Genomic DNA, 11,968 nt, shown 5'->3' with positions numbered 1-11,968 from the left:
AGATGTGTATAAGAGACAGGTCCGCTGAGACGCGGGGACCGGCGTCCCACAGGCGGGGCAGAACGCCGCGTTCTGGTCAAACCTGGTGCCGCAGGATGGGCAGATGTTCATAAGGCATCCTTTCGAACGAGGGTACGGACATCTCATTATATGTTGAACCGACCCGGCGCGACGCCGCAGGCGCCCCAGAAGGGCGCGGACAGCCGAGAAGAACCGAGCGCGCCGCCCGCCGCTCGCCCGCTATGCGCAGCCGCCGCAGCCGGCGCAGGCCGCCCGGGCCGCGGGCGTGGCGGCCAGGCCGCCGCGCGCAGTCTCACGCAGGCGCGAGGGCAGGGCGTGGCCCACCTCGGCCATCGCGGACACGACCTCGTCGAACGGCACGAGCCAGCTCACGCCGGACAGCGCGAGCTGCGCCGCCGAGAACGCCGCTGCGACGCCGATCGCGTTTCTCGCCTGGCAGGGGACCTCGACGAGGCCGCCCACGGGGTCGCACACGAGGCCCAACAGGTTGGAGATTGCCAGGGATGCGGCGGTGAGCGCCTGTTCCGGCGTGCCGCCGAGAAGCTCCACGAGCGCGGCGGCCGCCATCGCCGCGGCGGAGCCCACCTCGGCCTGGCAGCCGCCCTCGGCGCCGGCCACGCACGCGTGCGTCTGGATGTTGAGGCCCACCGCCGCGGCGCAGTAGAGCGCCGACGCCACGTCCTTCTCGCCCGCGCCGACGGCGTCCGCCACGGCGAGCACGCACCCGGGGACTACGCCGGCCGAGCCCGCCGTCGGGGCGGCCACGATGACGCCCATCGCTGCGGAGCGCTCGAGCACGGCCATGGCGCGGGTCACGGCATCCGTCTGCACGGCACCCATGAGCGAGCCGGCCCATCGTGCGGCGCCCCGGTCCACAAGCTGCGCCTCGCCGCCGATGAAGCCGCCGAGCGAGGGGGTGGGCGCCAGGACCGGCGCGCTCGTCTCCTCGCGCATGACCTCGATCACGCGGCTCATGGCGGTCTCGGTGCGCTCCGCCCCCGTGAGGCCGCGCTCACGCAGCTCCATGACGCCGCCGATGGAGAGCCCGCGCTCGGCGCACGCTGCCAGCAGCTGCTCGCCGTCGTCGAAGAGCTCCTCCGCGGTGACGCCGGGCGCCGTCGCGGAGGCGGAGCCGGGGACCATGATGAACGTCGCGAAGCTCACGTCGCGCAGCGCCCGCACCTGGGGAAGGACCCCGTCCGCGGGCGCGCCGTCCGTCTCGAAGACTGAGTAGGCCCGCCCGCCCTGCTCGGTGCGGTAGGTGCGGCAGAAGGCGATGTTGACCTCGGCCTCCGCCAGCAGGTGCGTGAGGGAGGCGAGAAGCCCCGGGGCGTCGCGGTGCGCCACGAAGAGCGTCGCATAGGCGCCGGTGATGTCCACGCCGACGCCGTTGACGCGGCTGATCCTGATGCGACCGCCCCCGAGGCTCTCGCCGCGAACCTGGCAGCGCGTGTCGTCCGCGCACTCCATGTCCACGTCGACGGTGTTGGGGTGAACCGAGGTGTCGTCGGGCGCCACGTCGAAGGCGAACTCGATGCCGGCCGCGCGGGCGAGGTCGAAGGCGTCGCGGATTCGCTCGTCGTCGGTGTCCAGCCCGAGGATGCCCGCCACGAGCGCGCGGTCGGTGCCGTGGCCGCGGTAGGTGTGGGCGAAGCTGTTCCACAGGGTGAAGCGCACGCGCCGGATGGGCCCCGAGACAAGCGAGGCCGCCACGCGCGCGCAGCGCAGGGCGCCGGCGGTGTGCGACGAGGAGGGGCCCACCATGACGGGCCCCAGAATCTCAAAGGCCGAGGTCGTGGCAAGGGTCTGTGGCGTGGCGGCCATGGGGGCTCCTAGCGGGATGTGGAAAAGGGACTGTCCCTTTTCCACGTCACAGCGCCATCGGGCGGGCGCGGTCCAGGCGCGCGAGGCAGTCCTCGCGGCCGACGAGCGCCATCGTCTCGCCGAGCGGCGGGCTCACCATGTTGCCGCACACGGCCACGCGCACGGCCTGGAAGACCAGGCGCTTCTTGAGGTCGAGCTCCTCGGGCAAAGGCTCCAGCGCGGCGTCGATCGCGGCGGGCTCCCAGGCCGGCAGCGCCGCCAGCGCCGCGCGGGCGGCGTCCAGCACCGCGCCCATGCCCTCCTTGGCGAGTCCCTTGGCCACGCTCTTCTCGTCGTAGGCGAGCGTCTCGGCCGTGGCAAAGACCGGGGCCGTCACCGTGACCACGTCGGCCGGGAACTTCGTGCGCGGCCTCACGATCTGGGCCAGCGCCGCCCACCAGGCGTCGTCGTGCTCGCCCGGCTCCACGCCGGCCGCCTCGAGCGCGGGGCGCATGACCTTCTCGACGAACGTGGCGTCGTCCATCGTGCGTAGGTACTCCGCCTGGATCCAGTCGAGCTTCTTGGGGTCGAAGGTGGCCGGGTTCTTGGAGACGTGCTCGAGCGAGAACTCGCGGGCCAGGACGTCGCGCGGGATGATCGTGGTCTCGCCGTCGAGCGACCAGCCGAGAAGCGCCAGGTAGTTGACAAACGCGTCGGAGAGGTAGCCCGCGTCGCGGTACTCCTCCACGTTCGTGGCGCCGTGGCGCTTGGAGAGCTTCTTGCCGTCCGCGCCCAGGATCATCGAGATGTGCGCGAAGGTGGGAACCGGCGCGCCCAGGGCCTCGTAGACGATGACCTGGCGCGGGGTGTTGGAGAGGTGGTCGTCGCCGCGGATGACGTGGGTGATGCCCATCGCGGCGTCGTCCACCACGGTGGCGAAGTTGTAGGTCGGCGTGCCGTCGGTGCGCTGGATGACAAAGTCGTCGAGCTCGCGGGCCGCAAAGGTCACGTCGCCGTGGACCGCGTCGCGCACCACCACGTCGCCCCGGCCCTCGGGCACCTTGATGCGCAGGACGTAGGGCTCGCCGGCGGCAATGCGGGCGCGTGCCTCCTCGGGGTCGAGGTCGCGGCAACGGCGCTGGTAGCCCTGGAACGGGTCCTTGCGGGCCTTGGCCGCCTCGCGGTCGGCCGCCAGCTGCTCGGGCGTGCAGAAGCAGGGGTAGGCCTTCCCCTCGTCCCACAGGCGCTGGGCGGCGTCGCGGTAGAGCTGGGCGCGCTCGGTCTGCTTATAGGGGCCGTACGGGCCGCCGACCTCGGGGCCCTCGTCCCAGTCGAGCCCCAGCCAGCGCATGGCGCGCAGGATGATCTGGGTGTTCTCCTCGGTCGAGCGCGTGGGGTCCGTGTCGTCGATGCGCAGGATGAAGGTGCCGTGGTTGGCGCGGGCGAAGGCCCAGTTGTAGATCGCGGTGCGTGCGCCGCCCACGTGGAGCTTGCCGGTGGGGGAGGGCGCAAAGCGCACGCGAACGGGGGTCTCGGACATGGGGTTCCTCTCTGGGTCACTCGTCACATACAGGAGCAAGTATAGCGCGGGCGAGAAGAACGGTCGCGTCCCGAGCCGCCCCGCACCCGAGGCCCGCCGCCCTTCTCGCCGGTCCGCCGCAGGCCCCGCGCGCGGCCCCAAATGTGACGAGACCGCGCAGTCGGAAATGGTGTCCGGGCGCGCGGGTATCATGTATGGGCCAGCCCGGCGGAATGGCAACGGCCGCCGGAGTCGTAGAAAGGACAGCCATGACCACCACGAATCGTTCCACCGCACCGCGCAGCTACCTCTTCACCTCGGAGAGCGTCACCGAGGGCCACCCGGACAAGATCTGCGACCAGGTCTCCGACGCCATCCTGGACGCGCTTCTCGCCAAGGAGGCCGAGCTCCAGGCCGCCGGCTACGTCTCGCCGTCCGGCACCCCCGCCAACGTGGACAACGTCCGCTGCGCGTGCGAGACCTTCGTGACCACGGGCACGGTGGTCGTGGCCGGCGAGGTGCGCACCGAGGCCTACCTGGACGTCCAGACGATCGCGCGCGACGTGATCCGCCGCATCGGCTACGACCGCGCCAAGTACGGCTTCGACGCGGAGACCTGCGGCGTCATCAACATGATCCACGAGCAGAGCCCGGACATCGCGGCCGGCGTGGACGAGTCATATGACGCGCAGGCCGGCCGCACCACGGACCCGCTCGACCTCGTGGGCGCGGGCGACCAGGGCATGATGTTCGGCTACGCCACGGACGAGACGAGCGTCTACATGCCCATGCCGCACTACCTGGCGAGCCGCATGGCCGAGCGCCTGGCCGCCGTGCGCAAGGACGGCACGGTGCCCTACCTGCGGCCGGACGGCAAGACCCAGGTCACGGTGCGCTACGAGGACGACCGTCCCGTGGAGGTCACGGCCGTCGTGGTCTCCACGCAGCACGACGCGGCGGTGGCGAGCATGGACGCCGTGCGCGAGGACATGGTGGCCCACGTGATCGCGCCGGTGCTGGACGCTGCGGGCATCGCCTGGGACAACGCCACCATCTACGTGAACCCCACCGGGCGCTTCGTGGTGGGCGGGCCGATGGGCGACACGGGCCTCACCGGCCGCAAGATCATCGTTGACACCTACGGCGGCATGGGCCGCCACGGTGGCGGCGCCTTCTCCGGCAAGGACTGCACCAAGGTCGACCGCTCGGCCGCCTACGCCGCGCGCTGGGTGGCCAAGAACGTGGTGGCGGCGGGCCTCGCGCACCGCTGCGAGATCCAGCTGGCCTACGCGATCGGCGTCTCCCACCCGCTCTCCATCATGGTGGACACCTTCGGCACCGGCACCGTGTCGGACGAGAAGATCGAGGCGGCCGTGGAGCGGGTCTTCGACCTGCGGCCCGGCGCGATCATCCGCGACCTGGGCCTGCGTCGCCCGATCTTCGAGAAGACCGCCGCGTACGGCCACTTCGGCCGCGAGGACCCGGACTTCACCTGGGAGCGCACCGACCGTGTGGACGAGCTCCGCGCCGCCGTCGACGCGCTGAGGTAGTCGGGTCTCCCGCCGTGCGACACTTCTCCTTCACGGACCGAGGCAACGCCGCCAACGAGGACTTCGCGTACGCGGGGACGCTGCCGGGCGGCGGCGCGTACGGCGTCGTGATCGACGGGGCGACGGGGCTCGTGGAGCTGCCGGCCGTCTCGGCGCGCTTCTCGACCAACGCGCAGTGGCTCTCGCACTCGACGGGCGCGGCGCTGTGCCGGGCGCTGGAGGCCGGCACGCCTCCCGAGCAGGCGCTCGTTGACGCGACCGACGCCGCGCGCGCCGAGCTCGAGCGTGTGCTGGGGCGCCCGGCGGACTCGCTCGACCCTGCGGCGGTCCCCTCGGCCACGCTCGCGCTCGCGGTGGCGGGCGAGAAGGACGTGGAGCTCTGGGGCCTGGGGGACTCGCCGCTCGTGGTCCTTCTCCGCTCCGGCGAGCTCGTCGTCTCCACCGACGAGGCGCTCGAGGCGCTGGACGCCCGCGTCGTCGAGCTCATGCTGGAGCGCTCCGTCGGGCGTGACCTCACCGTGGCCGAGCGGCGCGCCCTCGTGCGCGACGAGGTCCTTGCCAACCGGCGCCTGCGCAACGCGCCGGGCGGCTACTGGTGCCTGGACCCGAGCGGAGCCGGGCTCGCCCATGCCCGTCGCCTCACGCTGCCGCGCGCCGAGGTGGCCGCCGTGGCCGGCATGAGCGATGGGCTCTTCCGCGCGTTCGGGCAGTACGGGCTCGCGTCGCTCGGGGAGTGGATGCGCGGCGCCACGTACCTCGCGGCCCTCGAGCTCTGCGACCGGATGCGCGTGCTCGAGGCGGAGGACGACCGGCTCACGCGGTTCCCGCGCATGAAGGTCGGCGACGACGCGAGCCTCTTCTGGCTGGGTTTCTAGAATTCGCCGGGCGTGTCCCGGCGGCTTCCGGGAATCGGGGACCTTGTTCCGAGCGCGTCCGGAAATCCGCGTCCTTGTCCCGCGCTGCCGCGCCATCCGCGTTCTTCTCGGCAGAAATTCTAGGAAACGGCGACGTTGCGCGGGCTGATTCCGGAAATCGCCACCCGTGCGCACCTCGCGCCCGCCGCGCCCCGCGCAACCCCGCGAATTCCTAGACACCGCCGGAACAACCCCGGAGATTCCAAGACGCGCCCGGCCCCGGGTACAATAAACCCCGCAAGTGCCGAGAAGAACGGAGGCCCGTCGCCCATGCCCTACGCGAGCGTCGTGCTCGACATACCCACGCGCCAGCTCGACGGCGCGTACACCTACGTCGTGCCGGACGAGCTCGCCGACGGGGCTGCGGTCGGCGCTACGGTGCTCGTGACCTTTGCGCGCCGGGCGGCGGTGGGCTACGTGGTCGCCCTGCGCGACGAGCCGCCCGAGGGCGTGCCGGCCGAGAAGATCCGCCCGCTCGAGCAGGTCCTCGCGCCGAGCGCCTTTGACGAGACGGCCGCGCGGCTCGCCGCCTGGATGGCGGGCGAGTACGCCTGCCCGCTCTGCGAGGCCGTCCGGCCGCTGCTCGCGCCCGGCCAGAAGGTGCGCGTGACGCGCGCCGCGCCGGACGCCCCCTGGGAGCTGCAGACCGAGCGCGCCGGCGCCGTGGACGACCGCTGGGCGAGCCTCACCCCCGCCGCGAACGACTTCACGCCCGCCCGGACCGCCTCGCGCCAGCGCGCCGTGATCGAGGCCCTGCTCGCCGGCCCCCAGCGCGTGGCCGAGCTCTCCGCCACGATCCCCGGCGCCGCCTCCGCCGTGACCGCCCTCGAGCGGCGCGGCGTCGTGGCGGTGGAGTCCCGGCGGCGGATCCGGGGCGCGGAGGCCACCACGCTCTCCTCGGCCGCCGCGCCGCGCCCGGAGCGCCTCACCGCCGGCCAGCGCGCCGCCCTCGCCGCCATCGACGAGGCCCGCGCCGCCGCGCGCGGCGACGTCGTGCTCGTGGACGGCGTCACCGGCTCCGGCAAGACCGAGGTCTACCTCGCCGCCATCGAGCGCGCGCTCGCGGACGGGCGCGGCGCGCTCGTGCTCGTGCCCGAGATCTCCCTCACGGCCCAGACCGTCGGCCGCTTCCGCAGCCGCTTCGGCGACGAGGTGGCCGTGCTGCACAGCCGCCTCTCGGCCGGCGAGCGCTTCGACCAGTGGGACCTCGTCCGCAGCGGCGCCGCGCGCGTGGTGGTCGGCGCTCGCTCGGCGCTCTTCGCGCCGCTCGCGGACCCCGGTCTCATCATCATCGACGAGGAGCACGAGGGCTCCTACAAGCAGGACAAGTCGCCGCGCTACCACGCGCGCGAGGTCGCGGCCGAGCTCGCCCGCCTGCGCGGCGCGGCGCTCGTGCTGGGCTCCGCCACGCCGTCGCTCGAGAGCCTCGAGCGCTGCCGGGCCGGCGAGTTCCGCGGCGCCCGCTGGACCCGCGTCGAGATGCCGGAGCGCCCCGGCGCTGCCGTCCTGCCGCGCGTGACGGTCGTGGACATGGCGGAGCAGTTTCGCGGCGGCGGGCGCTCGATCTTCTCGGCCCCGCTGAGGGACGCCCTGCTCGACGTCGCCCGCCGTCGCGAGAAGGCGGTGCTGCTGCTCAACCGGCGCGGCTTCGCGAACTTCCTCATGTGCCGCGAGTGCGGCTGCGTGCCCGAGTGCCCGCACTGCTCGACCGCGCTCACCTACCACGAGCGCGGCCACCTGCTCGCGTGCCACAGCTGCGGGCGCAGCTGGCCCGTGCGCGCCTACCCGGACCCCTCCACGACCTGCCCCAACTGCGGGAGCCGCTATCTCGCGGCCTTCGGCGTGGGGACGCAGCGCGTGGAGGACGAGCTCGCCATGCTCCTGCCGCCGGACGTGGAGGTCATCCGCATGGACGCGGACACCACGCGCGCCAAGGGCGCCCACCAGCGCCTGCTCGAGCGCTTTGACGCGGCGGAGTGCGCGGTGCTCGTGGGCACGCAGATGATCGCCAAGGGCCTCGACTTCCCCGAGGTCACGCTCGTGGGCGTGATCAACGCGGACACGATGCTCAAGCTGCCCGACTTCCGCGCCGCCGAGCGCACCTACGACCTCCTGGAGCAGGTCGCCGGGCGCGCGGGGCGCGGCGGCCGCCCCGGCGAGGTTGTTGTGCAGACCTGGTGGGCCACGCACCCCGCCATGCGCGCCGTGGCGACCCACGACCGCTCGGTCTTCCTGGACGCCGAGCTCGCGGACCGCGCCGAGGCCGGCTACCCACCGTTCGGGCGGCTCGCCAACGTGGTCGTGTGGGGCCGCAGCGAGCGGGACGTGCGCGCCACCTGCGACGAGCTCGCCGCCGCCGTGCGCGGGCGCGTGGCGGGCGTGCCGGGCTGGGAGGTCCTGGGCCCGGCCGACTGCGTCAAGGCCCGCGTGAAGGACCGCGTCCGCCGACACGTGATGGTGAAGGCGCCGGCTGACGCCGACCTCGGCGGCCTTCTCGGCGCGTGCGTCGCGGGCCTCACGCGCCGCCCGGGTAGTAACATGGCAGTGGATATTGACGCCTACGACCTCATGTAGGCACGCCGCGCGCCGGCCGTGCCGCCCGCCAGAAGGAGGGACCGTGAAAGAACTCGAAGACATCGTGCTCTCGCCCGACCCGCGCCTCGCGCAGGAGTGCGCGCCCGTCGAGAAGATCGACGACGAGGTGCGCGCCCTGGCCAAGCGCATGCTCAAGATCATGTACGCCGCAGACGGCTGCGGCCTGGCCGGCCCCCAGATCGGCGAGATGCGCCAGATCGTGGTCATCGACGTGGACTGGGCCGGCAAGGGCTCCAAGAAGAACCCCTACGTGCTCATCAACCCCCAGATCGTGACCGCCGACGGCCCGGAGAAGGAGGGCTCCGAGGGCTGCCTCTCCTTCCCGGGCGTGAGCGTGCGCGTGAGCCGCCCGAGCCACGTGGTCGTGCGCGCCCGCAACCTAGACGGCGACCTCATGCAGTACGAGGCGTCGGACAACCTCATGGCCGTCTGCCTGCAGCACGAGATCGACCACGTCCACGGCGTGACGATGTTCGATCACCTGGCGCCGATGGCGCGCGCCGAGGCCGAGCGCGAGTACGAGGCGGCGCTCGCCGCCGGTGCCAAGCCGGGCGAGACCGAGGTCGAGTAGGGGGGTCACATGGCTGGCGAGAAGAACGCTGGGGTGCCGTCCGGGCGCCGGCTGCGCGTCGTCTTCATGGGGACGCCGGACTTTGCCGTGCCGTCGCTCGAGGCGCTGGCCGAGGCGTGCGACGTGGCGCTCGTGCTCACACGGCCGGACGCGGTGCGCGGTCGGGGGAGGCGGCTGGAGCCGTCGCCGGTGAAGGCGCGCGCGCTCGAGCTGCGGCTTCCCGTGCTGGAGGCAGCCCGGATCACGCCCGAGGTGGCGGACGCCCTGCGCGCCGCGGCGGCCGACGTCTTCTGCGTGGCGGCCTACGGCTGCATCCTGCCCGACGAGGTGCTCACGATGGCGCCCGCCGGGTGCGTGAACGTGCACGCGAGCCTTCTGCCGCGCTGGCGCGGGGCGGCGCCGATCCAGCGCGCGATCCTGGCCGGCGACGCCGAGACGGGCGTCTCCATCATGCGGATCGGCCACGGCGTGGACACGGGCGCCTACTGCGCGCAGGCACGCGTGGCGGTCGCGGTGAAGGACGCCGAGGAGCTCACGGCCGAGCTCGCGCGCGCGGGCGCGGAGCTTCTGGTGGAGACGCTGCCGTCCGTGGTGGACGGCACGGCCGTATGGGTCGAGCAGAACGAGGCGCTCGTGACGCACGCGGCAAAGATCTCGAAGGCGGAGCTGCTGCTGGACCCGATCGACGATGCGCGCGTCAACGCGCTGCGCGTGCGGGCGTCCGGTGACACGGCCCCGGCCCGCTGCGCGGTGGCCGGGCGCGGCGTGCGCGTGTGCGCGGCGCGGGCGGGCGAGAAGGACGTGGCGGCCGGCACCGTGGTCGCGGCGCACGGGCGCGTGTGGCTGGGCTGCGCGGACGGCTCCCTCGAGGTGCTGCGCGTGAAGCCGGACGGCAAGCGCGAGATGGAGGCCGGCGCGTGGGCTGCGGGCCTGCGCGGCGACGGCCTCGCCTGGGAGCGGGCGTAGTGGCGCGGCTCGCGCCAGCCCGCCGGATGGCGTGCGCGCTTCTCGGCGAGCGCCGCCGGCGGGGCGCGCGGGCGCGCGACCTGTTGCGGGGCGCGCAGGAGCTGGCTCAGCTGGACGAGCGCGATCGGGGGCTGGTCACGCGCCTCGTGATGGGGGCGACCGCCGCCGAGGGCGCGCTCGACGCCCTGATTGACGCCCATCTGCGGCGTGGGGCAAAGCTCGAGCCGCGCGTGCGCGACGCCCTGCGCCTGGCCGCCTTCGAGCTCGTCTACCTGGGCACGCGCGGCGACGTCGCCGTGAGCCAGGGCGTGGAGCTCGTCCGCGCGGTCGCGCCCCGGGCGGCGGGCCTCGCCAACGCCGTGCTGCGGCGTGTGGCCGAGAAGGACGTCGCGGCTATGGCTGCGGCGCGCGAGCGCGTTGCGGCTGGTGCGTTTGATGCCGCTGACCTCGCGCTCGTTGGGGCCCTTCCGCAGTGGCTCGCCGAGCGCGCGCTCGCCTCGCTCGGGCCCGCGCGCGCCGCCGCGTGGGCCACGGGCGCGCTCGAGCCGGCGGGCGCCTGGGTCGCCGCCAACCGCGCGCGCCCTGTGGAAGGGGGACAGTCCCTTTTCCACATTCTCGAGAAGGCGGGGTGCGAGCCGGAGGCGGGGCCGCTGCCGGGCTCCTTCCTGCTGGGGGCGCCCGCGCGGCTCGCCCCGTCCGGCCTGGTCGAGCGCGTGGACGTGATGCCGTGCGACCTCGCGGCCCAGGAGGTCGCGCTCGCGTGCGCCCCGGCGCCTGGCGAGCGCGTGCTCGAGGTGGGCCAGGGGCGCGGCACCAAGACGCTGCTGCTCGAGGGCGCGGCGGTCGCCGCCGGGGGTCCGTGCGAGGTCACGGCCGTCGAGGTTTCGCCGCGCAAGTCCGAGCTTGCCGCGCGGCGCATGGGGGAGGCCGGCGTCGCGGGCCACGTCCGCTGCGTCTGCGCCGACGGCCGCGTGCTGCCCGATGACCTCGGCACCTTTGACCTCGTGTTTCTCGACGCGCCCTGCTCCGGGACCGGGACGCTCTCCCGTCACCCGGAGATCGCCTGGTCGCTCACGCCGACCGCGCCCGCCGAGCTGGCCGCCCTCCAGGCGGAGCTGCTCGCCTCGGCCGCCGCGCGCGTGGCCCCCGGCGGCCGGCTCGTCTACGCCACCTGCTCGATCCTCGCCGAGGAGAATGACGCCGTCATCCAGGCGTTTCTCGCCAGCCCCGTCGGCGCAGCCTTCGAGCTCGTGCGCTCGTCCCTCACCGAGACCCCCGCCGCCACCGACACCCACTTCCACGCGCAGCTGCGACGTTGCTGACCCGTCGCAGGTGGTGCGCTCCTGCACCGGGCACCTGGCGCCCTACGACGCAACGCAGTTTTCGTAGAGCTCCTCAGGCGAGATGTCCACGCCGCAGGGCCAGACCACGGTAAACCCGTCCGACCGTGCCGCGCGGAACTCCTCCGGGTCGGAGAGCTTCTCGAACACGCCCGTCCCTATGAGGGGCGACATGTCGTACGTTCCCCTGCGTCCGTCGTGAAACTCCAGGTAGAGCGTCGTGTCATCGACTGCCCAGGCGTTTCTCACGTTGAACCTCACGACGTACCCCCTTCCTAGAGCGGCTTGATGCGGAAGAGCTCCTGCTTGTTTCGGGCGAGCTCCCAGTCAGCCTCGAGCTCCTCGGAGTTCAGTACGGCCCATGCGGCGACCAGCTTGGACTGCTTGTTAGGGAAGTCGCCCTCGAGGAGCTCCCCGTCAAAGGTGAAGCAGGCTTCCTCGCCTTGGTACCGCGCATGAAAATGTGGCGGCATGTGGTCCTGGTAGTACAGGTAGATCACGATTCCGTAGAACATGCTGATGGCGGGCACGGAACCACCTCCTCGATTGGCATCTTTATACTACACGGTGCGCGGTGCTGGTACGTCCGTCGCGAGCTCGTATCGCGTACCGGCGCAGCGTCCTCAGCTCCGTGAATTCGCGCTGAAGCCGAGAAGAGCGGTGCATCCCGCGCCACGTTTTGGGTAACG

Annotated in this window: 10 protein-coding genes; 6 read left to right on the top strand and 4 right to left on the bottom strand. The window is 73.0% G+C overall.

The genetic code is table 11. The features are described 5' to 3' along the window. Positions 1-240 precede the first annotated feature (240 nt). Together sdaAA and gltX are read right to left on the bottom strand one after the other, a co-directional pair. Positions 241-1,845 carry an L-serine ammonia-lyase, iron-sulfur-dependent, subunit alpha gene (gene sdaAA, locus H6A07_RS08215; RefSeq protein ID WP_204814441.1) on the bottom strand — a complete coding sequence of 535 codons (1,605 nt, stop codon included), beginning with the start codon at positions 1,843-1,845 and terminating at the stop codon, positions 241-243. Positions 1,846-1,891: 46 nt separating this feature from the next. Further along, the gene (gene gltX, locus H6A07_RS08210) at positions 1,892-3,364 is read right to left on the bottom strand and encodes a glutamate--tRNA ligase (RefSeq protein ID WP_204814440.1); all 1,473 of its coding nucleotides are present in this window, start codon (positions 3,362-3,364) and stop codon (positions 1,892-1,894) included. A 248-nt stretch (positions 3,365-3,612) separates the two neighbouring features. Here gltX and metK point away from each other — a divergent pair, with 248 nt between their 5' ends. The 6 genes from metK to H6A07_RS08180 all read left to right on the top strand — a co-directional run bounded on the left by metK (position 3,613) and on the right by H6A07_RS08180 (position 11,261). After that, positions 3,613-4,893 carry a methionine adenosyltransferase gene (metK, locus tag H6A07_RS08205; RefSeq protein ID WP_204814439.1) on the top strand — a complete coding sequence of 427 codons (1,281 nt, stop codon included), beginning with the start codon at positions 3,613-3,615 and terminating at the stop codon, positions 4,891-4,893. 14 nt (positions 4,894-4,907) lie between these two features. After that, positions 4,908-5,768: a protein phosphatase 2C domain-containing protein gene (locus H6A07_RS08200; RefSeq protein ID WP_204814438.1), complete on the top strand. Its 861-nt coding sequence runs from the start codon at positions 4,908-4,910 to the stop codon at positions 5,766-5,768. A gap of 309 nt (positions 5,769-6,077) precedes the next feature. Next, a complete protein-coding gene (priA, locus tag H6A07_RS08195; protein WP_204814437.1) occupies positions 6,078-8,381 on the top strand; it encodes a replication restart helicase PriA in 2,304 nt (767 codons plus the stop codon). A gap of 43 nt (positions 8,382-8,424) precedes the next feature. Continuing rightward, complete coding sequence (def, locus tag H6A07_RS08190; RefSeq protein ID WP_204814436.1) at positions 8,425-8,973, top strand: peptide deformylase; 549 nt, start codon at positions 8,425-8,427, stop codon at positions 8,971-8,973. A gap of 51 nt (positions 8,974-9,024) precedes the next feature. Then, positions 9,025-9,939: a methionyl-tRNA formyltransferase gene (gene fmt, locus H6A07_RS08185; RefSeq protein ID WP_204814444.1), complete on the top strand. Its 915-nt coding sequence runs from the start codon at positions 9,025-9,027 to the stop codon at positions 9,937-9,939. Continuing rightward, a complete protein-coding gene (locus tag H6A07_RS08180; RefSeq protein ID WP_204814435.1) occupies positions 9,939-11,261 on the top strand; it encodes a transcription antitermination factor NusB in 1,323 nt (440 codons plus the stop codon). The genes fmt and H6A07_RS08180 overlap by 1 nt, the downstream gene beginning before the upstream one ends. Before the next feature lie 42 nt (positions 11,262-11,303). Here H6A07_RS08180 and H6A07_RS10340 read toward each other — a convergent pair whose 3' ends face one another. Then, complete coding sequence (locus tag H6A07_RS10340) at positions 11,304-11,540, bottom strand: DUF2442 domain-containing protein (protein ID WP_204814434.1); 237 nt, start codon at positions 11,538-11,540, stop codon at positions 11,304-11,306. A gap of 14 nt (positions 11,541-11,554) precedes the next feature. Then, entirely contained in the window at positions 11,555-11,809 is a 255-nt protein-coding gene (locus H6A07_RS08170; RefSeq protein WP_204814433.1) for a DUF4160 domain-containing protein, read from the bottom strand. Positions 11,810-11,968: the final 159 nt, after the last annotated feature.

Source organism: Olsenella uli, from assembly GCF_016899935.1.
Taxonomy (GTDB): Bacteria; Actinomycetota; Coriobacteriia; order Coriobacteriales; family Atopobiaceae; genus Thermophilibacter; species Thermophilibacter uli_B.
The sequence above is the reverse complement of the archived record's forward strand: the minus strand, read 5'-3'. Positions and strand labels throughout refer to the sequence as shown.

Coding starts and splice junctions, on each gene's coding strand:
- gltX (WP_204814440.1), bottom strand. CDS start 3,364: ATGTCCGAGACCCCCGTTCGCGTGCGCTTTGCGCCCTCCCCCACCGGC.
- priA (WP_204814437.1), top strand. CDS start 6,078: ATGCCCTACGCGAGCGTCGTGCTCGACATACCCACGCGCCAGCTCGAC.
- metK (WP_204814439.1), top strand. CDS start 3,613: ATGACCACCACGAATCGTTCCACCGCACCGCGCAGCTACCTCTTCACC.
- sdaAA (WP_204814441.1), bottom strand. CDS start 1,845: ATGGCCGCCACGCCACAGACCCTTGCCACGACCTCGGCCTTTGAGATT.